This is a genomic window from Halorubrum salinarum, from assembly GCF_013267195.1.
GTDB classification, from domain to species: Archaea; Halobacteriota; Halobacteria; order Halobacteriales; family Haloferacaceae; genus Halorubrum; species Halorubrum salinarum.
The window spans coordinates 1,698,492-1,720,437 of sequence record NZ_CP053941.1 but is presented as its reverse complement, the minus strand read 5'-3'; the positions used below and the strand labels follow the sequence as shown (position 1 = coordinate 1,720,437).

Annotated in this window: 26 protein-coding genes; 17 read left to right on the top strand and 9 right to left on the bottom strand. The window is 73.1% G+C overall.

Translation table 11 applies throughout. The annotated features are described in order from the left end of the window. Positions 1-49: 49 nt before the first annotated feature. Both surE and carA read right to left on the bottom strand, forming a co-directional pair. Positions 50-934 carry a 5'/3'-nucleotidase SurE gene (gene surE / locus HPS36_RS08700; protein ID WP_173229845.1) on the bottom strand — a complete coding sequence of 295 codons (885 nt, stop codon included), beginning with the start codon at positions 932-934 and terminating at the stop codon, positions 50-52. Between the two features lie 201 nt (positions 935-1,135). Next, entirely contained in the window at positions 1,136-2,197 is a 1,062-nt protein-coding gene (carA, locus tag HPS36_RS08695; RefSeq protein WP_173229844.1) for a glutamine-hydrolyzing carbamoyl-phosphate synthase small subunit, read from the bottom strand. A 96-nt stretch (positions 2,198-2,293) separates the two neighbouring features. Between carA and HPS36_RS08690 the strand changes: the two genes are divergently transcribed. Further along, positions 2,294-2,707 carry an Lrp/AsnC family transcriptional regulator gene (locus tag HPS36_RS08690; RefSeq protein WP_137716732.1) on the top strand — a complete coding sequence of 138 codons (414 nt, stop codon included), beginning with the start codon at positions 2,294-2,296 and terminating at the stop codon, positions 2,705-2,707. A 417-nt stretch (positions 2,708-3,124) separates the two neighbouring features. On the opposite strand, the gene icd is transcribed toward HPS36_RS08690, so the two are convergent. Together icd and HPS36_RS08680 are read right to left on the bottom strand one after the other, a co-directional pair. Continuing rightward, positions 3,125-4,387, bottom strand: coding sequence for an isocitrate dehydrogenase (NADP(+)) (icd, locus tag HPS36_RS08685; protein ID WP_173229843.1), 1,263 nt, complete (start codon positions 4,385-4,387; stop codon positions 3,125-3,127). 136 nt (positions 4,388-4,523) lie between these two features. Next, positions 4,524-5,528: a glycosyltransferase gene (locus tag HPS36_RS08680; RefSeq protein ID WP_173229842.1), complete on the bottom strand. Its 1,005-nt coding sequence runs from the start codon at positions 5,526-5,528 to the stop codon at positions 4,524-4,526. 168 nt (positions 5,529-5,696) lie between these two features. On the opposite strand from HPS36_RS08680, the gene HPS36_RS08675 reads away from it, so the two are divergent. Then, a complete protein-coding gene (locus HPS36_RS08675; protein WP_173229841.1) occupies positions 5,697-6,671 on the top strand; it encodes an isoaspartyl peptidase/L-asparaginase in 975 nt (324 codons plus the stop codon). Positions 6,672-6,725: 54 nt separating this feature from the next. On the opposite strand, the gene HPS36_RS08670 is transcribed toward HPS36_RS08675, so the two are convergent. Further along, positions 6,726-7,376 (bottom strand): potassium channel family protein, encoded by a 651-nt coding sequence (locus HPS36_RS08670; RefSeq protein WP_173229840.1) that lies wholly within the window; start codon positions 7,374-7,376, stop codon positions 6,726-6,728. A 3-nt stretch (positions 7,377-7,379) separates the two neighbouring features. Then, on the bottom strand, positions 7,380-8,843 hold the full coding sequence (locus HPS36_RS08665) for an APC family permease (protein ID WP_173229838.1): 1,464 nt from the start codon (positions 8,841-8,843) through the stop codon (positions 7,380-7,382). Between the two features lie 95 nt (positions 8,844-8,938). On the opposite strand from HPS36_RS08665, the gene cofD reads away from it, so the two are divergent. The 8 genes from cofD to HPS36_RS08625 all read left to right on the top strand — a co-directional run bounded on the left by cofD (position 8,939) and on the right by HPS36_RS08625 (position 14,660). Beyond that, complete coding sequence (cofD, locus tag HPS36_RS08660) at positions 8,939-9,976, top strand: 2-phospho-L-lactate transferase (RefSeq protein ID WP_173229836.1); 1,038 nt, start codon at positions 8,939-8,941, stop codon at positions 9,974-9,976. Beyond that, positions 9,973-10,869 carry a tRNA-dihydrouridine synthase gene (locus tag HPS36_RS08655; protein ID WP_173229834.1) on the top strand — a complete coding sequence of 299 codons (897 nt, stop codon included), beginning with the start codon at positions 9,973-9,975 and terminating at the stop codon, positions 10,867-10,869. Before cofD ends, HPS36_RS08655 begins: the two co-directional genes overlap by 4 nt. Beyond that, complete coding sequence (locus tag HPS36_RS08650) at positions 10,866-11,843, top strand: triphosphoribosyl-dephospho-CoA synthase (RefSeq protein WP_173229831.1); 978 nt, start codon at positions 10,866-10,868, stop codon at positions 11,841-11,843. Before HPS36_RS08655 ends, HPS36_RS08650 begins: the two co-directional genes overlap by 4 nt. After that, positions 11,840-12,475 (top strand): DUF447 domain-containing protein, encoded by a 636-nt coding sequence (locus HPS36_RS08645; protein WP_173229830.1) that lies wholly within the window; start codon positions 11,840-11,842, stop codon positions 12,473-12,475. Before HPS36_RS08650 ends, HPS36_RS08645 begins: the two co-directional genes overlap by 4 nt. Before the next feature lie 101 nt (positions 12,476-12,576). Next, the gene (locus HPS36_RS08640) at positions 12,577-12,771 is read left to right on the top strand and encodes a 30S ribosomal protein S17e (RefSeq protein ID WP_137717916.1); all 195 of its coding nucleotides are present in this window, start codon (positions 12,577-12,579) and stop codon (positions 12,769-12,771) included. Between the two features lie 83 nt (positions 12,772-12,854). Then, a complete protein-coding gene (locus tag HPS36_RS08635; RefSeq protein WP_137717915.1) occupies positions 12,855-14,090 on the top strand; it encodes a tripartite tricarboxylate transporter permease in 1,236 nt (411 codons plus the stop codon). 122 nt (positions 14,091-14,212) lie between these two features. Then, positions 14,213-14,392 carry an HVO_2753 family zinc finger protein gene (locus HPS36_RS08630; protein ID WP_053770574.1) on the top strand — a complete coding sequence of 60 codons (180 nt, stop codon included), beginning with the start codon at positions 14,213-14,215 and terminating at the stop codon, positions 14,390-14,392. Between the two features lies 1 nt (position 14,393). Next, a complete protein-coding gene (locus HPS36_RS08625; RefSeq protein WP_053770573.1) occupies positions 14,394-14,660 on the top strand; it encodes an elongation factor 1-beta in 267 nt (88 codons plus the stop codon). Between the two features lie 129 nt (positions 14,661-14,789). On the opposite strand, the gene HPS36_RS08620 is transcribed toward HPS36_RS08625, so the two are convergent. Then, entirely contained in the window at positions 14,790-15,227 is a 438-nt protein-coding gene (locus tag HPS36_RS08620) for a DUF5809 family protein (protein ID WP_121563015.1), read from the bottom strand. A 36-nt stretch (positions 15,228-15,263) separates the two neighbouring features. Continuing rightward, positions 15,264-15,707 (bottom strand): DUF5810 domain-containing protein, encoded by a 444-nt coding sequence (locus tag HPS36_RS08615; protein WP_137716968.1) that lies wholly within the window; start codon positions 15,705-15,707, stop codon positions 15,264-15,266. Between the two features lie 250 nt (positions 15,708-15,957). Here HPS36_RS08615 and HPS36_RS08610 point away from each other — a divergent pair, with 250 nt between their 5' ends. The 5 genes from HPS36_RS08610 to HPS36_RS08590 are packed head-to-tail and all read left to right on the top strand — an operon-like array spanning position 15,958 to position 19,101. Continuing rightward, entirely contained in the window at positions 15,958-17,202 is a 1,245-nt protein-coding gene (locus tag HPS36_RS08610) for a translation initiation factor IF-2 subunit gamma (protein ID WP_173229828.1), read from the top strand. A gap of 1 nt (position 17,203) precedes the next feature. Then, positions 17,204-17,659, top strand: a complete 456-nt coding sequence (locus HPS36_RS08605) for a PIN domain-containing protein (protein WP_137716966.1) — start codon at positions 17,204-17,206, stop codon at positions 17,657-17,659. A gap of 21 nt (positions 17,660-17,680) precedes the next feature. Further along, complete coding sequence (locus HPS36_RS08600) at positions 17,681-18,256, top strand: DNA-directed RNA polymerase (RefSeq protein ID WP_004597309.1); 576 nt, start codon at positions 17,681-17,683, stop codon at positions 18,254-18,256. Next, entirely contained in the window at positions 18,256-18,453 is a 198-nt protein-coding gene (gene spt4, locus HPS36_RS08595) for a transcription elongation factor subunit Spt4 (protein ID WP_053770568.1), read from the top strand. The genes HPS36_RS08600 and spt4 overlap by 1 nt, the downstream gene beginning before the upstream one ends. Before the next feature lie 24 nt (positions 18,454-18,477). Next, positions 18,478-19,101: a GTP-dependent dephospho-CoA kinase family protein gene (locus tag HPS36_RS08590; protein WP_173229826.1), complete on the top strand. Its 624-nt coding sequence runs from the start codon at positions 18,478-18,480 to the stop codon at positions 19,099-19,101. A 21-nt stretch (positions 19,102-19,122) separates the two neighbouring features. On the opposite strand, the gene HPS36_RS08585 is transcribed toward HPS36_RS08590, so the two are convergent. Beyond that, positions 19,123-19,704 (bottom strand): hypothetical protein, encoded by a 582-nt coding sequence (locus HPS36_RS08585; protein WP_173229824.1) that lies wholly within the window; start codon positions 19,702-19,704, stop codon positions 19,123-19,125. A 149-nt stretch (positions 19,705-19,853) separates the two neighbouring features. On the opposite strand from HPS36_RS08585, the gene HPS36_RS08580 reads away from it, so the two are divergent. Both HPS36_RS08580 and HPS36_RS08575 read left to right on the top strand, forming a co-directional pair. Next, positions 19,854-20,159: a 30S ribosomal protein S24e gene (locus HPS36_RS08580; RefSeq protein ID WP_173229822.1), complete on the top strand. Its 306-nt coding sequence runs from the start codon at positions 19,854-19,856 to the stop codon at positions 20,157-20,159. A gap of 9 nt (positions 20,160-20,168) precedes the next feature. Further along, positions 20,169-21,869: a bifunctional N(6)-L-threonylcarbamoyladenine synthase/serine/threonine protein kinase gene (locus HPS36_RS08575; protein ID WP_173229820.1), complete on the top strand. Its 1,701-nt coding sequence runs from the start codon at positions 20,169-20,171 to the stop codon at positions 21,867-21,869. The last annotated feature ends 77 nt before the right edge of the window (positions 21,870-21,946 follow it).

Here is a 21,946-nt window from a genome sequence, read left to right as displayed (position 1 = left end):
GGTCCCCCGTTTCTGTCGCGCCAGCTTCCCGCCCGAGCGGCGCGACCGGTCAGTCGGCGCCCGTCTCGGCGCCCGGAGCGGGATCGACAAGCTCGCCCGTCCGCTCGCCCGCGACGGACCGGGAACTCGACAGCGGCGAGATGCTCACCTCGCCCTCGACGGCCGCGCGCCGGTCCGAGCCGGGGTCGTCCGGGACGTTTCCCCGCAGGAACTCCCGCCAGAAGCGGTCGCGGAGCTCCATCCCCATCTCGCCGCGGCGCTCGCCGAACTCCCACCCCTCCGGGACGTTCTCCTCGTCGGGGCCCTCCTCGCCCGGACGGAACTCGATGACGTCGAAGCCGCGCGCGGGCTCGGTCAGCCGGTAGGTCGGGTCCGCCGCCGCCTCGTCGTCGGCGGCCGGGACGTTCACGTTCAGCACGTCGGCGCCGAACGGGAGTTCGAGCCCCCCGTCACTGCCGACCGCGGCGCGGTCGATCAGGTCGGCGACGACCGAGCCGGCGACGGCGAAGTCGCCGTTGTCGAGCGTCGGCGGCACGGGGAGGTTGCCGCGGTCGTACAGCGAGACCGCAATGGCGGGCGTGCCGAGGAACGACGCCTCCATCGCGGCCCCGACCGTGCCGGACTGCCCGAGGATGTGCGCGCCGATGTTCGGGCCGTGGTTACAGCCGGAGACGACGACGTCGGGGTCGAGGTCGAGCGCCACGTCCGCGACCGCGACGCAGTCCGCGGGGGTCCCCTCGACCGCGTAGCCGCGGTCCGTCTCGGTGTAGTCGACCGTCGTGTCCCACCACGAGCGCGCGCCGCCGACGCCGGACTGGTTCGTCGCGGGCGCGACGACCGTCACGTCGTAGTCGCGGGAGAGCGCGTCCGCCAGCGCCCGGAGGCCGACGGCGTCGATCCCGTCGTCGTTGGTGAGCAGGATCTCGGTTGGCATACGACACCGTGCGCGGGGACGGGAGAAAACGTCGCCGGTCCGGGGCGAGGAGGAGGGACGGGCGCGAGAGGAAACGAGGAACCAGCGCGAGAGGGAAGCGAGCGCGAGGGGAACGAACTTCGGGGGCGTCGGCCGGGTGGTACTCCGTGTGGTCAGCGGAGGGCTCGGAACCGCGGAGAACGGGGCGTTCGGACCGTTGGGTCAGTCGGCCGCCACTCGACGCGACGAGGACGCGAGGTCCAGCACCTCGTCGAAGAAGCCGAGCGAGTCGTGCGGGCCGGGGTTCGCCTCGGGGTGGTACTGGCGCGTGATGACGTCGAGCTCCTCGCTGTCGAGCCCCTCGACGGTGTCGTCGTTGACGTTCACCTGCGTCACCTCCAGCGGGCCGGTGTCGTCGACCGTGTAGCCGTGGTTCTGCGTGGTCATCACGACCTTGTCGGTGCGGAGGTCCTTGACGGGCTGGTTGACGCCGCGGTGGCCGAACGCCATCTTCTCAGTCGAGCCGCCGAGCGCGCTCGTGATCACCTGCTGGCCGAGGCAGATGCCCGCGAGGGGGAGCTCGCCCGCGAACTCGTCGACCACGTTTTGCGCGGCGACGAAGTTCTCCGGGTCGCCCGGGCCGTTCGAGACGAAGAGCACGTCGGGCTCGACGGCGGCCACGTCCTCGGGGGTCGCGTCGTACGGGAGGACGTGGACGTCCGCGCCGCGGTCGGTGAGCGAGGAGATGATAGAGCCCTTCGCGCCGCAGTCGAGCAGGGCCACGTCGACGTCGCCGCCGCCCTCGTGGACGGTCGGCTCGGCGACCGACACCTGCGCGCCGATGTCGACGTGGTCGCTCATCGGCTTGCACGCCTCCATCTCGTCGACCGCGTCCTCGGGGGTCGCGTCCGGGCCGGCGGCGATCCCGCAGGCCATCGCGCCCTCCTCGCGGACGGTGGTGACGATCTCGCGGGTGTCGACGTGGTCGACGGCCGGCACGCCCTCGCCGGCGAGCCAGTCGGCGACGTCGTCGGTCAGCTCGCGGGCGATCGCCGCGCGGGGCTGGACCGACTCGGACTCGAACCGCTCGGTTCGGACGCCGTAGTTCCCGATGAGGGGGTACGAGAAGGTGAGGATCTGTTCGGCGTAGGAGGGGTCGGTGAGCGACTCCTCGTAGCCGGTGTACGCGGTCGTGAACACCAGTTCGCCGCGAGTGCGCCCCGGCGCACGGGCGCGCGCTTCGAGCACGCGTCCGTCGGCCAGCGCGATGTAGGCGTCCGACATTACGAGAAACGTACGCGCAGTGGATAATAAATGCGTCGTTCGAAGATTCGTTACGATATTCGTAACGGGTAAGGCGACGGGGAGAAACGCAGTGGTATGGACGACCTCGACCGACGGATCCTCTCGATCCTGCGACGGGACGCGCGGACCCCGTACACGGAGATCGCGGACCGGGTGGGGACCTCCGAGGGCACCGTGCGCAACCGCGTCGACCGCATGACCGAGGAGGGCGTGATCGAGCGGTTCACCGTCACGACCCGCACCGGGAACGTGAAGGCGATGATCGAGATATCGGTGGAGATGAACGTCAACACCGACGAGGTCGGCCAGCGGATGGTCGAGTGGGAGGAGGTCGACTTCGTCTGGCAGGTGTCGGGCGAGGAGGACGTCGTCCTCGTCGTCGACGCGGTCGACACGCGCGCGGTCAACGAACTGATCACGAAGGCCCGGGAGATGGACGAGGTCAAGTCGACGAAGACGCGGCTCATCCTCGACGAGCGGTTGGGGTAGGCGGGCGGCGGCTACTTATAAATGAATTCGCGGTGGCGCGCCTGCGAGCGGCCGCCACCGGCGGCCGCGAGCCCGCCCGCGAGGGAGTCGGTGGTCCGGAGCGGAGCGACGGACCACCGACGAGGCTGGGGAGGCGTGAGGTGCGGTAGCGGGGCGGTGCGGTACGGGGTGGGACTCAAAGGGGCAGCCGGGAGGCGGGCGCAGGCGACGTAAGGACCGCAACGAGGGAGCGAACGCAGTGAGCGACCGAGTGAGGACCGCAGCGAGCGTGCGCCCGCCTCCCGGCTGGGGCTTTGGCGGTGTTCGCCGTCGATCCACTGACAACGGTCGTTTATAAGTAAAGACGCCGCTCACGCCCGCAGGCAGAGAGAGAAAAAACGGAGTCGTCGACCGCGAGGTCGACGCCGCCGAACCGGCCTACGCCAGCTCGTCGATCTTGTCGACGACGGCGTCCGCGAACTCGCTGGTGGCGAGCTTCTCGCCGCCCTCGATCTGCCGGTGGAGGTCGTAGGTGACCTTCCCGGAGGCGATGGTCTCCTCGACGGCGTCGCGCACGAGGTCGGCGGCGTCGGACCAGCCGAGGTAATCGAGCATCTCGCGGCCGGAGAGGATCATCGCGGTGGGGTTCACCTTGTCCTCGCCGGCGTACTTGGGCGCGGAGCCGTGGACGGGCTCGGCGAGACAGCGGCCGTGACCGAAGTTAGCGCCGGGCGCGATGCCGAGGCCGCCGATCTGCGCGCCGGCGGCGTCGGACATGTAGTCGCCGTTGAGGTTCATCGTCGCGATGACCCCGTACTCCTCGGTGCGGGTCAGGAGCTGCTGGAGCATGTTGTCCGCGATGCGGTCCTTGACGACGAGGGTGCCCTCGGGCTGGTCGCCGTCGTGGTCCTCCCAGAGCTGGTCTTCGGTGATCACGTCCTCGCCGTACTCCTCCTCGGCGACCTCGTAGCCCCAGTCGCGGAAGGCCCCCTCGGTGAACTTCATGATGTTCCCCTTGTGGACGAGGGTGACCGAGTCGCGGTCGTTGGCGAGCGCGTAGTCGATGGCCTCGCGGACGAGGCGCTTCGAGCCGAACTCGGAGATGGGCTTGACGCCGATGCCGACCGGGCCGTCGTGGATGACGTCCGCGATGCCCATGTCGTCTTCGAGGAAGTCGCGTACCTCCTCGACCTCGTCGGTGCCGGCCTCCCACTCGACGCCGGCGTACACGTCCTCGGTGTTCTCGCGGAACGTGACCATGTCCATCTTCTCGGGGCTCTTGACGGGCGACGGGACGCCTTCGAGGTGGTAGGTGGGACGGACGTTCGCGTACAGGTCGAGCGTCTGGCGAAGCGCGACGTTCAGCGAGCGGAACCCGGCGCCGACGGGGGTCGTCAGCGGGCCCTTGATCGCGACGCGGTGGTCGCGGATGGCCGAGACGGTGTCCTCGGGGAGGTTCTCGTCGTACTTCTCGCGGGCGGACGCCCCGGCGTAGACGCGCATCCAGGCGATGGAGCGGCCCGTCGCCTCGGCGGCGGCGGCGAGCACCTGCTGTGCGGCCGGCCCGACGTCGGTACCGATTCCGTCGCCGTGGATGATCGGGATGATCGGGTTCGAGGGAACGTTCAGCTCGCCGGTCTCCTCATCGGCGAGCGTGATGGCTTCGCCGTCGTCGGGGACGTCGACCTTGTCGTAGCTCATGAACGTTCGAGGATTTTTGTGCCCCCCTAAAGTGCCTGCCGTTTTCGGCGTGAGCGTCGCGCTCGCAGCGTTTGCCGGTTTTCGCCCCCCGGCGCCGCGGGCGGCGTTCGGCCGGCGCCCCGCAGCCGTCCGGGGGTCAGACCGGCTCGACCTCGACGTCGAACATCGACCGCCAGCGGTAGCGGCGACCGCCCCACACGAAGGTCCGGCGGGCGAGCGCGTACGCCATCAGCGGCGGCGCGATCAGCACGCCGGGCGCCGCGAGCAGGAACGTCGCGCGAGCGATTCCGAACCGGGCGTACGCGGCCCCCGCGAGCGCGGTGACGAGGGACACCCCGACGAACGGCGCGAACAGGCACAGCGCGGCCATCGCGACGCCGAAGGCCGCGTTGAACGCGGTCGCCCTCGGCGCGTGGTACCGGGTGATCGTCAGGAAGCGGACGAACCGCTCCAGCGAGCCCCGGAGCGACCCGCCGGCGCGGACGTAGCGCGTCCGGTCGACCGCCGACACGTCGAGGTGCTCGGTGAGCGTCCCGTCGTCGCTGACGGTGCGCCGGAGGTCCCGGCGGAACGCCGCCTCGCCGTCGCGGAGGTCGTCGCGCTCGAATATCACCGCGCCGCCCCACGCGACGCCGGCCGCGAACACGGCGAGCGTCCCGCCGATGACGTACGCCGGCTCGAACAGCCGGGCGAGGGGGTCCTCGCCGACGAACACCGGCACCTCCGTGGTCGGGCCGCGGCGGTCGTAGTCGGCGTCGAGCGTCGCCAGCCAGTCCGGCGGGTGTCGGAAGTCGTCGTCGGTCCACGCGATCCGGTCGTTCGCCGCCGTCTCCATCCCGGCCGCGATGGCGTTCGCCTTCCCGGAGCACCCCTCCGGCTCGCCGGCGACGAGGATCCGGACGCGGTCCGGGAGGTCGCCGCGGCGCGCCGCGACGGGGTCGTCCGGCGAGTCGCAGATCACGAGGAGCTCGTCGGCGGCGCAGTCGCCCCCGCGCTCGCCCTCGTCTCCGCCAGTGAACGCCGCCGGGCCGCGGAGCTGGTCCGTCACCTCGTCGCACGCCTCGGTCCAGCGGACGGTCGGGAGCAGCACCGACACCGGCGTCGGACGCCGCGACCCCGCGGTCGGATCCGAATCGGTCACGTCGCTCGCTTCGGGCGGCGGGGAGTAAACGCCGGCGGTCACGGGGTCGGGCGCGAGCGCGTCCCGCGCCCGTCGGCCTCGGTCTCCCGGTCTCGCGGTGCGCGTGCGAACGCCCGAGCGGGCCGCCGCCTTCCGGGCGCTTATGTGGCCGCCGCGGGTGCCCCCGGTATGCGAGTCATCGTTCACGGCGGCGCCGGCGGCGCCCCGGACGACCCGGAGCCCAGACAGGCGGTCCTCGACGAGGCGGCCGCGCGCGGCGCCGCGGGCGCGACGCCGCTCGACGCGGTCGAGTCGGCGGTCGGCGTCCTCGAATCGGACCCGCGGTTCAACGCGGGCGTCGGCGGCGCGGTCCAGTCGGACGGCGTCGTCCGCACCGACGCCGGCGTGATGACCGCGGACCGCGAGGTCGGCGCGGCCTGCTCGATGCCGGGCGTCGAGCACGCCGCGAGCGTCGCCCGCGTCGTCCACTCCGAGACGCCGCACGGCTTCGTCTCGGGCGAGCACGCGGTCGACCTCGCGGCCGATTTCGGGATCGAGACCGATGCCGACCTGCTCACCGACGAGACGCGCGAGCGGTACGAGGCCGAGGAGCCGCCGCGGGGGTCGCCGCGCGACCACCTCGACTGGCTCGCCTCGCGGTTCGGGTCGGGCGACGACCAGGCGGGCGGGGCGGGAGACGGCGAGGGCGACGGCTGGGAGGCGGCGGAGAGAGACGGCGAGGAAGCGGGAGCGGCCGAGTCGGGCCGCGCACCCGATCACGACACGGTCGGCGCCGTCGCGACCGACGGCGAGCGCGTCGCCGCGGTCACCTCCACCGGCGGGCGGTCGTTCGCGCTCGCGGGGCGCGTCGGCGACGTGCCGCAGGTCGGCTCGGGCTTCTTCTGCACCGAGGCGGGCGGCGCGAGCGCGACCGGCGCGGGCGAGGACATCGCGCGCGTCACGCTCTCGCGGCGCGCGGTCGACTTCCTCGACGAGGGGCTCGGCGCGCAGGCCGCGGCCGACCGCGCGATCGAGGAGTTCGAGGCGGTCACCGGCTCGGGCGCGGGCGTCATCGTCCTCGACCCGACGGCGACCGGCGCGGAGGCCGCCGGGAGCGCGTTCAACACCGAGGGGATGCAGACGAGCGTCGCGCTCGGCGAGTGAGGCGGGCGGGTCCGTCGCCGCCCGGCGCGGCTCACCGGCTCGGCCCGCCGGCGCCTACCCGCCGAAGAGGTTCAGCACCTCGTCGACGACGGAGGGCTCGACGGCGACGAGGTACGACTCGCCCGCGTGAAGCACCGTCTCCGCGCCCGCGAGGGTGTCGCCCGCGGCGTCGGAGACGATCAGGCTCCCGCGGGGCAGCGCCACCTCGTCGAGCGAGCGCCCGGCGACGGGCGCGCCGTCGGCGACGTGGACCTCCAGGATGTCGAGCGTCCCGGTGACGTCTTCGAGCGCGCTCACGTCGGGTTCGATCGCGTTCACCGCCGCGCGCGCGCCGGCGCGCTCCGGGAAGATCACCTCGTCGACGAAGCGGTCGAACTCCGCGCCCGGCTCGCTCTCGGTCCGGACGACCGTCTGCGTGTCCGGGGCGAGCTCGCGGGTCAACAGGCAGACCGCCAGGTTCGTCCCGGTCTGACTCGTCAGCGCGGCGACCACGTCGGCGCGCTCTAACCCAGCCTGTTCGAGGACGCCCGGGCGCGTGGCGTCGCCCTCGATCACCGTGGCGACGTAGTCGTCCGAGAGCGCCTCCGCCCGCTCTGGATCCCGCTCGACGACGGTCACGTCGTGTCCCCTGTCGTCGAGGATGTGGGCGACCCGGTTCCCGACGCGGCCGCCGCCGGCGATCACGATCCGGAAGTTCCCGTCCATGTGTCAGCCGTCGCCGGCCTCCGCATTAGAACTGTCCGTGCTCCCCGGCGCCGCGCCCTCGCCGCGGCCGCGCAGGGCGTAGTACGCGGCGACGCCCGCGAGGATCCAGCCGACGCTCAGCGCCAGCGCGAGGGGGTCGGTCCGGACGAGGTACACCACGAGGACGCCGGTGAGCAGGAGGTTCAACGCGATCCCGAGCACCGCCGGGATGGGGTAGTACGGCATCTCGTACGGGCGGCGCATGTTCGGGCGGTCGCGGCGGAGCTTGATCACGGCCGCGTTGACGACGATGAACGAGAGCAGGAAGAAGAGGCTGGAGACGTTGCCGGCGCTCTCGGTCGGCAGGACGACGGACCCGAGCATCACGACCGCGCTGAGGAGGATCGCGAAGAACGGGGTTCCGTACCGGTGGTGGATGCGACCGATCCGCGGGAGCAGCTGCCCCTCCCGCCCCATCGAGAAGGCGACCCGCGAGGAGGCGATGACGACCGCGTTCAGCGCCGTCAGCGTCGAGAAGACCGCGCCGAAGACGATGAGCGCGCCGCCGTTCCGGATGATCGGGAGCCCCGTCGGCATGAACGAGGTGGCGGCCTGCGCGATCCCCGCCTCGCCGGCGTCGGCGAGCCCCTGTGCGCCGAGGGTGCCGATGGCGACGACGACCACCAGCGCGTAGACGACCACGGTCGCCCCGAGGCTGTAGAAGATCGCTCGCGGGATGTTCTCGCGCGGGTTCTCGACCTCCTCGGTGACGGTCGTGATGAGGTCGTACCCCTCGAAGGCGATGAACGTCAGGCCCATCGCCGGGAGGATCGAGAACGCGGAGTTCCCGGCGGGGAACAGCGGGTCGAACTGCTGGAAGGTGAAGCTCGTCTCCCCGCCGCCCCCGGCCGAGAGGAACCCGAAGGCGACGAAGACGACGAGGATGGCGACCTTGACGGCCGTGAACAGCGTCTCCGCGCTGCCGCTCGCGGCCGTCGAGAGGGCGTTGACCGTCACGAGGAGCGCGACCGCGACGAGCGCGAGCCCGACCGCCGCCGGGACCGACACCGGGAGGAGCGGCACCGCGATCGCGCCGACCTGTCCCGGGGCGGCCGTGACCCCGTAGACGTGGAGCAGCTCCAGGAAGTTCGGCGCGAACCCGAGCGCGTAGAGCCCGCCCGCGATCATGTACGCGAACCAGAGCATCCACCCCATCAGGAACGAGGGGAGGTCGTCGAACGTCTCGCGGACGAAGGCGTACCCGCCGCCGGACTTCGGGATCGAGGCGGCGAGCTCGGCGTACGAGAGCCCCGTGAACGCCGTGACGATCCCGTTGAACACGAAGACGAGGATCGCGGCGGGCCCGGCGATCTCCGCCGCGAGCCCGGTCAAGACGAATATCCCGGCGCCGATCATCGCCCCCATCCCGATCATCGTCGCGTCCAGCAGCCCGAGTTCGGCGGCTGGCGCGCGCTCACCGGCACTCATCGTCGTGTCCCACCGTCCCCACGCGAATAGTTGTTTGGCCGTCGGGGCCGCCGCGCGAGGCGAGGATACAAATCCGGGCGTCGCCTTGCGCCGGTATGGTAACCTTCCTCGCCGGGGGAACGGGCACGCCGAAGCTCCTCGACGGCGCGGCCCGGGTGTGGGAGCCCGCCGAGACGGCGGTCGTCGCCAACACCGGCGACGACGTGGAGCTGGGCGGCCACCTCGTCTGCCCGGACGTCGACACCGTGCTGTTCGCGGGCGGCGGCGTCCTCGACCGCGAGACGTGGTGGGGGATCAACGACGACACGACCGCGACCCACGCGGAGCTCGGCCGGCTCGCCGAGGCGGCCGGACTCGAAGCGGGCCCCCGGTACCTCGACGCCGACGCGCAGACCGCGGGCCGGGAGATCGCCCGGTGGCGGCGGTTCTCGGCGGTCGCCGAGTTCATGGAGATCGGCGACCGCGACCGCGCGGTCCACCTCACGCGGACGGGCCTGCTCGACGAGGGGCACACGCTCACGGCCGCGGTCCGGACGCTCGCGGACGCCTTCGGCCTCGACGTCGACCTCCTCCCGATGTCCGACGACCCGGTCGCGACGCTGGTCCACACCGAGGCCGGCGAGACGCTCCACTTCCAGGAGTACTGGGTCGCGGGGCGCGGCGAGCCCGCGGTCGCCGACGTGGAGTTCCGGGGCGCGGACGACGCCGAGCCGACCGACGCCGTGCTGGCGGCGCTCGACGACCCGGTCGTGATCGGTCCCTCGAACCCCGTGACGAGCATCGGGCCGATGCTGGCGCTCCCCGGGTTCGAGCGGGCGCTCCGGGAGACGCCTGTCGTCGCCGTCTCGCCGTTCGTCGGCGACGAGGTGTTCTCCGGGCCAGCGGCGGACCTGATGGCGGGCGTCGGTCGCGAGCCCTCGACCGCGGGCGTGGCGGCGGCGTACCCGTTCGCGGACGCGTTCGTCCTCGACGACGCGGACCCGACCGAACTCGACCGACACGTCGAGCGCACCGACACCGAAATCGACGACGCGGACGACGCCGAGCGCATCGCTCGCGCCTGCGAGCGCGCGCTGGCGGCGGTCGACGACGACGCGGCGGACGCGCCGCCGCCGCGGGAGGGCGCGGAGTGACCCGGAGCGGGAGCGAGCGGGAAGCGTCAGCCGAGGGCGATGACGGCGGGAGCGGCGCGCCGACCGACGGCGATCCGTTCCTCGTCGCCGCGAGCCTCAGCGGCGCCGCCGACGCCGCGTGGGCCCGCGCCGCGGCCCCGCACGTCGACGCCGCGCTCCTCGGCGGGGTCGCGCTCGACCCGGCCAGCCGGGCGGCCGCCCGTGACCTCGTCGCGCGCGGCCGCTCCGAGTTCCTCCCCGCCGACCCGGTCGCGTTCGTCGCCGACCAGCTCGACGCGGTCGCCGACGCGCCCGTCCGCCCCGGGATCAACGTCCGGAGCGCGGCGCCCGGACCGGTCCGGGAGGTCGCGCGCGTCTGCGCCGACCGCGGCGCCGTCTGCGAGGTCAACGCCCACTGCCGGCAGCCGGAGCTGCGCGCGGTCGGCTGCGGCGAGTCGCTGCTCCGCGAGCCGGACCGCCTCGCGCGGTACGTCGCCGCCGCGGCCGAGGCGGGCGCGACGACGAGCGTGAAGGTCCGCGCCGAGGTGCCGGGCGTCGACCTCGTCGCGGTCGCGGAGCGGGTCGCGGCCGCGGGCGCGGACTGGCTCCACGTCGACGCGATGGACTCGGAGGCGGTGATCGCGGACCTGGCGGCCGCGGTCGACGCGGCGGCGGCGCGGGACGGCGAGGGGACCGCGCTCGCCGACCTGACGCTCGTGGCCAACAACGGCGTCCGCGGCCGCGAGACGGTCGCCGAGTACGGGGGACACGGCGCCGACGCGGTGAGCGTCGGGCGACCGACGGAGGACCCGCCGGTCCTCGCGCGCGTCGCGGACGCGGTGGAGGCGTGGCGGAGCGGGGGGCTCCCGCGCGAGGCCCGCGGGCCCGAGCCCGGGCCGGGGGCGTCGCCGTGACCGACCCCGTCGACGACGCGACGCTCGCGCTCCTCGTCGAGGTGGCCGGGACGCCGAAGCCCGGGAACGTCGACCGGCGCCGCGACCTCGACGACCTGCGGTTCGAGGCGTTCCTCGGCGGCGCCGTCGGCGCGCGCCCGGGGCTCGAACGGGCCGCGAGGGGGACCGCCGGTGGCGCGGGCCCCGCGGTCGGCGACGCCTTCGAGCGCGCGGTGCGGGGAATGGCCGACCGCGCCGGGACGAACACCCAGTTCGGCTGTCTGCTGCTCCTGGTCCCGCTGGTGCGTGCGGCCGCGGACCCGGGCCGGGACCTCTCGCCCGCCGGCCTCGACGCGCTCTGTCGGGCGACGACCGTCGAGGACGCGGTCGCCTTCTACCGCGCGTTCGAGGCCGTCGACGTCGCGGTCGACGACCCGCCGCCGGGCGCGGACGACCTCGACGTGCGCCGCGGGAGCGACGCGGAGCCCGCGATCCGCGAGCGCGGCGCGACCCTGCGGGACGTGCTGGCGCTCTCGGCCGACCCGGCGGGCGGGACCGACGACGACGAGGGAGCCGGCGACCGCGTCCCCGACCGCAACGCCGCCGAGTGGACCGAGGGGTTCCCCCGGACGTTCCGCGCGGCCGAGTGGATCCTGAGCGACGAGGGACCGCTCGCGGACCGGGCGGCGCGGGCGTTCCTGGGGCTGCTCGCCGCCGAGCCGGACACCCTCGTCGCGTCGACGCGGGGGGCGGCGACGGCGCGCGAGGCGAGCGAGCGGGCGGCGACGCTGCTGGGCGTCGAATCAGCGGGATCAGGAGCGGTCGGCGGCGTCGACGCGGTCCCGACCGACGCCGTCCACGGCGCCGACCTCGACGCCGCGGAGTCGCTGGCGGACGAGTTCGTCGACGAGGGGATCAACCCCGGGACGACCGCCGACCTCACGTGCGCGGCGCTGTTCGTCGCGCTCCGGCGCGGCGCGGAGGTGGCGCCGTGAGCGACGGGGGTCGGAGGGGTCGGGACGGCGTCGTCCCCGACGGCTGGCCGGTCGCGCTCCGCGGCGTCACGGAGTCCGTGGTGACGACCCTGGGCCCGAACGACCGGTGGAACGTCGCGGCGCTCGGGCTCCACGCGCCGGACGAACCAGGGGATCCGGTCACCGCGCGCACCTACGGGCGCACCCGCACGTGGCGGAACTTCAGCGAGCGCGGCGGCGGCGTGGTCCAGTTCACCGTCGACCCGCGGACGTTCGTCGACGCGGCGCTCACGGTCCGCGAGGCCGACGACCCGGTCCTCCCGAGCGCCGACGCGTGGGTCGAGGTCGAGGCCGAGGCGGTCGCGGCCGAGAGCGAGGGCGACACGACGGTACGGACCTGGGAGCTGTCGCCGGTCGAGTCGGCGGTCGTGAGCGAGCGCGTGCCGACGGTGAACCGCGGGTTCGGCGCGGTCGTCGACGCCACGGTGGCCGCCTCGCGGCTCGACGTGCCGGCGTTCGACACCGGCGAACTGCTCGACCGCCTCCGGTACTTCGCCGACGTGGTCGAGCGCTGCGGCGGCCCCGCCGAGCGCGAGGCGTTCGCGCGGATCGACGAGGCGACCGGGTGGCGCGAGCGCGCGGGCGACGAGTGACCCGGAGGGAGCGCGACGAGGCGAACCCCGCCGCGACTCCGGCTCGCGGCCGCTCGCGGCGGAACGAACCCTTTTAGTTCGCCCCTCCGGTACCGCTCGGTATGGCCATCAAACCCAAGTACATCAAACAGCTCGGGAACGCCCTGCTGGAGCGGTATCCCGACTCGTTCAATACGGACTTCGAGACGAACAAGGAGAGCGTCACGGCGCTGACGACCGTCGAGTCGAAGGGCGTCCGCAACCGCATCGCCGGCTACGTCACCCAGAAGAAGTCGCAGGCCGCGCAGACGGCGTAACCGCTCGGTTCGACTCGCACTGATTCTGCGACCCGTCGCGGCGCCCCACACCTTAAGCCCGGAGCCGCGGCCATCACGCCTCGATGGACGCGCTCGTGCGACCGGTGGTCGACCCGACGTTCGCGGCGGGCGCGCTCGCGTTCCTGCTCGGCGGCGTCGCGCTCGGGACCGCGAGCGGGCTGGTGCCCGGGCTCCACGCGAACAACTTCGCGCTGCTCCTCGCGGGCTTCGCCCCGTCGGTGCCGGCCGATCCGCTGTTCGTCGGCGTCGCGATGCTCGGCGCGGGCGTCGTCCACTCGTTCCTCGACATCGTCCCCGCGCTCGCGCTCGGCGTGCCCGACGCCGCGACCGCGGTGGCGGCGCTGCCCGGCCACAGGCTGGTGATCGCGGGGCGGGGTCGGGAGGCGGTCCGGCTCTCCGCGCTCGGCTCCGGGCTGGCGGTCGCGCTCGCGGTGCCGCTGGCGGTCCCGGTCACGTGGCTGATGGTGCGGTGGTACCCGGCGCTGCGCGCGCACCTGCCGCTGCTGCTCGGGGGCGTCGTCGCGCTGCTCGTCCTCACCGAGTCGTCGCGGCGGGCCGCGGTCGGCGGGCTGGTCGCCTTCCTCGCGAGCGCCGCGCTCGGGTTCGCGACGCTCGACGCCGACCCCGCCGCGCCGCTGTCGACCGGCGGGGTCCTCGCGCCGCTGTTCGCCGGGCTGTTCGGCGTCCCGGTCCTCGTGGAGGCGCTCGGCGGCGAGGGGGTCCCGCCGCAGGCGGACCCGCGGATCGCGATGCGAGCGCGCGACCTCGGGACGAGCGCGGGGGCGGGGTCGCTCGCCGGCGCGGTGGTGGGGTACGTCCCGGGCGTGTCGGCCGCCATCGCCGCCGTGGCCGCGATGCCCGCGGTGCCGCGCGCGTCGGCCGACCGCGGGTTCGTCGTGGCGACGAGCGGCGCGAACACGGCGAACACGATATTCGCGCTGTTCGCGCTGGTCGCGCTCGGAACGCCGCGCACGGGCGTGACCGTCGCCATCGATCGGGCCGGCGTGCCGTTCGCACTGCCGGTGCTGCTCGTCGCCGCCGCGACCGCCGCGTGCTTCGGGTTCGCGCTCGTCGTGCTCGTCGGCGACCCGTACCTCCGGGTCGTCGGCAACGCCGACTACACCCGGCTCTCGGTCGGCGTGTTGGGACTGCTCGCCGCCGTCTCGTACGCGTTCGCCGGCGCGTACGGCGTCGGTGTGCTCCTCGTCGCCGGCGCGCTGGGCCTCGTTCCGCCGCGGGTCGGCGCGCGGCGGGTCCACCTGATGGGCGTCCTCATCGGTCCGCTGATCGTCGGGTGACGGCCCGGTTCGGTCCCCGCGCCCCGCCGCCTCGCGCTCCGTCGAGCGGGACGGTACCGGCCCCCACGGTCCGTTCCGGCGAAAAGAACAACGGTTAAAAGTCGCCGCCGGTGAGTACGTGTATGAGCCAGAGCGACTCTCAATCGACTCCGCAGTGCGTCTCCTGTGGAATTCAGGTGTCCGGCATGAACGCCGCGCAGTTCTCCTGTCCGGACTGCGGCGCCACCATCTACCGGTGCGCCAAGTGCCGGAAGCAGAGCAACCTCTACGAGTGCCACGACTGCGGGTTCCGGGGGCCGTAAGATGGGCGACGTCGCCGCCAAGATCAAGGTCATGCCGAACAGCCCCGAAGTCGACCTCGACGACCTCCAGGACCGCCTGGAGGAGGAGCTCCCCGAGGGCGCGAAGATCCGCGGCTTCGAGCGCGACGACGTCGCGTTCGGGCTGGTCGCGCTCCTCCCGACCGTCATCGTCCCCGACGGCGCGGGCGGCACCGAGGCCGTCGAAGAGGCGTTCTCGCAGGTCGAGGACGTCGAGTCCGTCACGGTCGAGAACGTCGGTCGCCTGTAAGGCGCCTACCCGTCCGCCACGAGCGCCGGCACCGGCGTTGGCGGTTCGATTCTGCGGCTCCGCTCGTCTCGGCGAGCGGCTGCTCCGCGGTTCGCGACCGGCGTGTCGGCGACCGCAGCCGCGGTCGGCCTATCGGCCCGACTCGTAGAACTCCTCGCGGTACACGCGTCCGAAGGCGTTGCGCCGGAGGGTGCTGGCGGCCGCGTCCGGCTCCTCCTGGTACGTCGCCGCGATCACCGCGTCCGCGAAGGGGATCGGGTGCCAGACGACGTTGTCGACGTTGTCGGAGCCGATCTGCGTCACGGCCGCGTCGTCGAACTCGCTGTCCGCGAGCCACGCGTCGAACTCGTCTCGGTCGCCGACGTGGACCGCGAGCAGCTCGGCGAACGTCGCGTCGCGGGCGGTCCGGATCACCTCGGGCGTGACGCGCTCGTCGTACTCGTCGGCGTCGAACGACATCGCCTTGGTCGCCTCGCGGACGACGACCTGCGCGACGGGGCCGACCTCCTCGTACCGTTCGAGCGCCTCGGCGCGCGTCTCGGGGGCGAACGTGCCTCTGGTCTCCATACGCGCGGTTGGCCGGGGGCGGGGAAGGGCGTTCCGCTACGCGTCGCCGTCGTCGTCGGTCGCGGGGTCGGCGTCCGCGTCGGCCGCGGCCTTCCGGGTCATCTCGCGCGCCTCGCGCAGCGCCTCGGCGACCTCGGGGTCGTCGACCTGCTCGGGGGCGGGCACGCCGGCGTCCGCGGGGGCGCCGTGTTCGTGGCCGGCGTGATCGTGGCCGGACGCGCTCCCGCCCGACCCCATCCCGACGTCCGGGCGGCCGCGAGGAACAGTGTCCTCGAACACCTCGTCGTACTCGGCGTCCTCGGCGTGCGGGGTCACCTCGGCGGCGAGTTCGGCCGGTTCCCGGTCGCTCCAGTCGTCGACGCGCTCGTCGAGCCACGACTCGTGGTCGCCGCCGTGGAGCATCGCCGTGAACGCGAGGTGGTGCGCGAGGTGTTCGCCGTCGCGCTGCGGCGTGTCGCAGACGGGGCACGCGTATCCCATTACGCGTCCGCGTTACCGCGTGAGGCGTAAATCGGCGTCGAAGGACGCCGACGCCGACGGCGCCCGTTCGCGACCCGGGTGTCGGGTCGCGCGGTGAACGGCGAGACCGCGACCGCCGCGGCCCCGAACCGGACGGACTCGGACGGTCGCCGTCGGCTCGCCCGCGGGCGACTCTCGCACCTATAACAGCAACTTTATCACTCGCACGGGGCGAAATTCGCATAAGACTACTCCGTTAGGAGGTCCAACAGTGACTGAAGCCAACACACAACCGGAGGTGAACATCGGTCTCGTCGGTCACGTCGACCACGGGAAGACGACGCTGGTACAGGCGTTGTCCGGCTCGTGGACCGACCAGCACAGCGAGGAGATGAAACGCGGTATCTCGATCCGGCTGGGGTACGCGGACGCGACGTTCCGACGCTGCCCCGGTGTCGACGAGCCCGAGTGTTACACCGTCGACGAGGAGTGCGACGACGGCTCCGAGAGCGAGCCGATACGGACGGTGTCGTTCGTCGACGCGCCGGGTCACGAGACGCTGATGGCGACGATGCTCTCGGGCGCCTCGATCATGGACGGGGCGGTCCTGGTCGTGAGCGCGACGGAGGACGTCCCGCAGGCCCAGACGGAAGAGCACCTGATGGCGCTCGATCTCATCGGGATCGAGAACATCGTCATCGCGCAGAACAAGGTCGACCTGGTCGGTCGCGACCGCGCCGTCGACAACTACGAGCAGATCCAAGAGTTCGTCGAGGGCACCGTCGCGGAGGACGCGCCGATCGTCCCCGTCTCAGCCCAGCAGGAGGTCAACCTCGACCTCCTCATCGACGCCATCGAGTCCGAGATCCCGACGCCGGAGCGCGACCCGGGCGAGAGCGCCCGGATGTACGCGGCCCGCTCGTTCGACATCAACCGGCCGGGCGCGAGCGCCGAGGACCTCAAGGGCGGGGTCGTCGGCGGCTCGCTCGTCAGCGGCGAGCTGTCCGTCGGCGACGGCTTAGAGATCCGGCCGGGCCGCGAGGTCGACGAGGAGGGGCAGACCGAGTGGCGACCGCTGGAGACGACCGTCCGGTCGCTCCAGGCCGGCAACCGCGACGTCGACACCGCCCACCCCGGCGGCCTCCTCGGCGTCGGCACCGGGCTCGACCCGAGCCTGACGAAGGGCGACGCCCTCGCCGGGCAGGTCGCCGGCGAGCCGGGGACGCTCCCGCCGACCCGCGAGGAGTTCGAGATGACGGTCGACCTCCTCGACCGCGTCGTCGGCAAGGAGGACGACGAGAGCGGCGAGAGCGACATCGAGGAGATCAGCACCGGCGAGCCGCTGATGCTCACGGTCGGCACGGCGACGACGGTCGGCGCCGTCACGAGCGCGCGCGACGGCGAGTGCGAGGTGAGCCTCAAGCGGCCCGTCTGCGCCGAGTCGGGCGCCCAGATCGCGATCAACCGGCGCGTCGGCGCGCGCTGGCGGCTCATCGGCGTCGGGACGCTGGCGTAGCGTGGCCGACGACGCCCGCGCGGACGGTCCGGAGACCCCGGCCGCGGGCGACGCCCGAACCGAGGCCCTCGGCGGCGCGCCCGTCGTCGCGCTCGACACGAGCGCGCTGATGGCGCCGGTCGAGGCCGACCTCCGGCTGTTCGAGGAGCTGGACCGGGTCCTCGGCGGCTACGAGGCCGTGGTGCCGACGGCGGTGCTCGCGGAGCTCGACGGCCTCCAGGGCGGCAACGGCGCGGAGGCGACCGCCGCGAGCGTCGGGGCGGACCTCGCGGAGCGGGCGGAGGCGGTGGAGACTGACGAATCGTACGCCGACGACGCGCTCGTCGCCCTGGCCGCGGCCGGCCGGGTCGACGCCGTCGTCACGGTCGACGGACCCCTCGCGAACCGGGTGCTGGCCGCGGACGCACCAGTAATCGGTTTAAGGGGTCGGAACACACTGGCGATAACGGAACCCTAGCGGCCGCGGACAACCAACAACATGTACAAACGAGTTCGACTCAAGGACACGGTCGAGGTCCCGCCGAAGCACCTGGCGGACGTCACCGACGAGCGGGTGAAGGCCCTGCTCCAAGACAAGCTGGAAGGACGGATGGACGAGGACGTCGGCAGCGTCGTGAGCGTCATCGAGGTTCACGACATCGGCGAGGGCGCGGTGTTACACAACCGCCCCGGCGTCTACTACGAGGCGGAGTTCGACGCGCTCACCTACGACCCCGACATGCAGGAGGTCGCCGACGGCACCGTCGTGGAGACGGTCGAGTTCGGCGCCTTCGTCGGGATCGGGCCGGTGGACGGGCTGCTCCACGTCTCGCAGATCACCGACGAGTACCTCACGTTCGACGGCGCGAACCAGCAGCTCGCCTCGTCGGACTCCGACAAGACACTCGGCGTCGACGACGCCGTCCGCGTCCGCGTCGTGACGAAGAGCATCGACGAGCGCAACCCCCGCGACTCGAAGATCGGGCTCACGGCGAAACAGCCCGGCCTCGGCAAACACGAGTGGCTGGAAGGGCAGCGGAAACACCGCGAACAGACCGGTGAGGAGGCCGACTGATGGCCGAGGACCGCCTGGCGTGTCGGGAGTGCCACCACGTCAACGACCCGGACGCCCAGACCTGCGCGCTCTGCGGGTCCTCGTCGCTGACGGAGGACTGGGCGGGCTACGTCATCGTCACCGACCCCGCGGACAGCCAGATCGCGGAGGAGATGAACGTCTCCGACGCGGGCGCGTACGCGCTGAAGGTCCGGTAACCACCCGTTCCGAGGCGACGGCCGATGAGCGACGCATCCGACCCGCTTCTCACGCTGCCCGAATCGCTGCGCGACGCGTTCAAGGAGCCGCTGGGCCCGGTGACGACGGACGCGGACGCCCTCCTTGCGGCCGCCGACGAGACCCGCGAGCGACACGCCTCGCCCGCGGAGGGGCCCCCGCGGCTGATCGCGGTCGGCGACGTTGTCACCTATCACCTCCGCGAGGCGGGCCGCGTCCCGGACGCCGCGCTGGTCGACGGGAAGACGGAGCGCGAGGCGGTCCGCGAGGAGATAGCGACCGCGCTCGCGGCGACGGACGAGCGGCGCGTCCCCGTCGAGAATCCGGCCGCTGCGCTGTCGGCGGCGCTGCTCGACGCGCTCGCCGAGGCGCTCGCGGCCGACGAGCCGGTGACGATCGAGGTGACCGGCGAGGAGGACCTGGCGGCGCTCCCGGCGATGCTCGCGGCGCCGCTCGGGTCGACCGTCGTCTACGGCCAGCCCGGCGAGGGGATGGTCCGCGTCGCGGTCACGCCCGAGACGCGGCGGCGGGCCCGGGAGCTGTTCGAGGGCCTGGCCGGCGACGTCGCGGCCGCGTACGAGATCCTCGGCGTCGACCCGGACGGGTTCGACGGCACCGACGCGGCGTGAGTCCGACCCGGCCGGTCGGCGTCACTCGCGGTCGACGACGACGGAGGCCCCGAGGACGGCGAGCCCGGCGGCCAGCGCGACGGCGGTCACCAGCCGCGGCGTGACCGGGACCGTCGAGACCGAGAGGTACGGCTCGACGCCGTTGCGCCGGAGTCCGGCGAGCGCCTCGACGCCCCAGTGACCGCTCGCCAGCAGCGCGAGGCCGACGCCGACCCCGAGCCCGCCGGTGACGAAGCCGATCCCCGTGAGCGCGTCCTCGACCGCGAGGAACGACCAGACCGCGTCGCCGCTCGGCTCGGGGCCGCGCGCGAGGCGCCGCTGGAGCGCGAGCAGGCCGAGGCCGGCCCCGCCGGCCGCGACGGTGCCGGCCAGCGCGACGGCCGCGACGCCGAGGGGGGTCGCGGCCGGCGGGCCGGAGAAGTTCGCCTCCCGGACGGCCGCGGGCAGAGTCGCGACGAGGGGAGCGGCGAGCGAGCCGAGGAGCGCCAGCGCGCCGCAGATCCGGGCCTTCCGAAGCGGCGACATCGGGACGATGATGTTGGCCGACCTGGTGAGTTCGTACTCGGAGCGCTCGGTCGGATCGAATCGGGCGTCGTCTGGCATTCGCGTGCTAACGAAACCCACGGCCCGGAGGACTGAAATCCTGACGCCGAACGGGGCGCTCGGTCGACGGTCGGCCGGGAGTTCGACGGCGACACCCCCGCTTCGAAATCCTTTTACAGCTTTCGAGGGGATATACGCCCAACTGAACCATGGACGTCGATATCATCTCCGAGGAGGAGAACCCGATGCTGCACCGCACGGACATCCGTTTCGAGACGACCCACGAGGAGGCCACCCCCTCGCGGCTGTCGGTCCGCGACTCGCTGGCCGCCAAGCTCGACAAGGACTCCGAGGAGGTCGTCGTCCACGAGCTCGACACGAAGTTCGGCATGCGCAAGACGGTCGGCTACGCGAAGGTGTACGACTCCGCGGCCGACGCCCTGGAGGTCGAGCAGGACCACATGCTCGAACGCAACAAGATCGGCGGCGACGAGGCGGACGCCGAGGAAGCGTAACCCCGCCGGATGCGCGTTCTCGGCATCGAGGGTACCGCGTGGTGCGCGAGCGCCGCGCTGTACGACGCCGAGACCGACTCAGTTCTCATCGAGTCCGATCCCTACGAGCCCGACAGCGGCGGCATTCACCCGCGCGAGGCCGCCGAGCACATGTCGGAGGCGATCCCCGAGGTCGTCGACCGCGTCCTGACCGCGGCCGAGGCGGAACACGGACCGGACGCGGTCGACGCCGTCGCCTTCTCTCGCGGCCCCGGGCTCGGCCCCTGCCTCCGGATCGTCGGGACCGCCGCGCGGTCGCTCGCCGGGACGCTCGGCGTGCCCCTCGTCGGCGTCAACCACATGGTGGCGCACCTGGAGATCGGTCGGCACCGCTCCGGGTTCGACAACCCCGTCTGCCTGAACGCCTCGGGCGCGAACGCGCACCTGCTCGGCTACCACGACGGGCGCTACCGCGTCCTCGGCGAGACGATGGACGCCGGCGTCGGCAACGCGATCGACAAGTTCACGCGCCACGTCGGCTGGAGCCACCCCGGCGGCCCGAAGGTGGAGGCGGCGGCCGCCGAGTTCGCCGGGGACGGCGACGACTCAGCTCCCGACCTCCTCGACCTGCCGTACGTCGTCAAGGGGATGGACTTCTCGTTTTCCGGTATCAGTTCGGCCGCCAACGACGCCGCCGACGACGGGGTCCCGGTCGAGGAGGTCTGCTTTTCGCTCCAGGAGCACGTGTTCGCGATGCTCACCGAGGTCTCCGAGCGCGCGCTGTCGCTGACCGGCGCCGACGAGCTCGTGCTGGGCGGCGGCGTCGCCCAGAACGACCGCCTCCGCGAGATGCTGGCCGCGATGTGCGAGGCGCGCGGCGCCGACTTCCACGCGCCCGAGCCCCGCTTCCTCCGCGACAACGCGGGGATGATCGCCGTCTTGGGCGCGAAGATGGCCGCGGCGGGTGACGCGATTCCGGTCCCGGAGTCCGCGGTCGACCCGAACTTCCGACCGGACCAAGTGCCGGTGACGTGGCGGGACGGGGAGTCGGTCGCCCGGGGAGCGGCGGGCAGCGCGGCGACAGCGACGACGAGCGACCCGGACGCGGACCGCCGCGGCGCGGAGGCGACGGTGACGGTCGAGGACGCGGGCGACGACCGTCGGGTGGTCAAGCGGCGGGTCGAGAAGTCGTACCGCCACCCCGAACTCGACCGGACGCTCAGGCGCGACCGGACCGTCGCGGAGGCGCGGCTGACGAGCGAGGCCCGCCGCGCGGGCGTCCCGACGCCGCTCGTGTACGACATCGACCTCGCGGACGCGACGCTGACGCTCCAGTACGTCGGCGAGCGCGACCTCGCGACCGCGCTCGACGAGCGCTCGACCGAGGCGGTCGGTCGCCACCTCGCCCGGCTTCACGGCGCGGGGATCGTCCACGGCGATCCGACGACGCGGAACGTGCGCGTGTCGCCCGACGAGGAAGGGAGCGCGGCCGCGGACGACGAGTCCGCACCGTCGCCGGCGACGTACCTCATCGACTTCGGGCTCGGCTTCCACACCGGCCACGTCGAGGACCACGCGATGGACCTCCACGTGTTCGAGGGGTCGATCCGGGCGACCGCGACCGATCCCGACCCGCTGATAGCGGCGTTTGAGGCGGGGTACGAGGCGGTCGGCGACGGAGAGGTCCTCGACCGGCTCCGGGACGTGGCGGACCGCGGCCGCTACCGCTGAGCGTCGGGGCGCCGCCGCGGCGCCGGCGCGCTCGCCGAGCGATGGCGCCACGATTTATAGTGCCAGCGGACAGACGG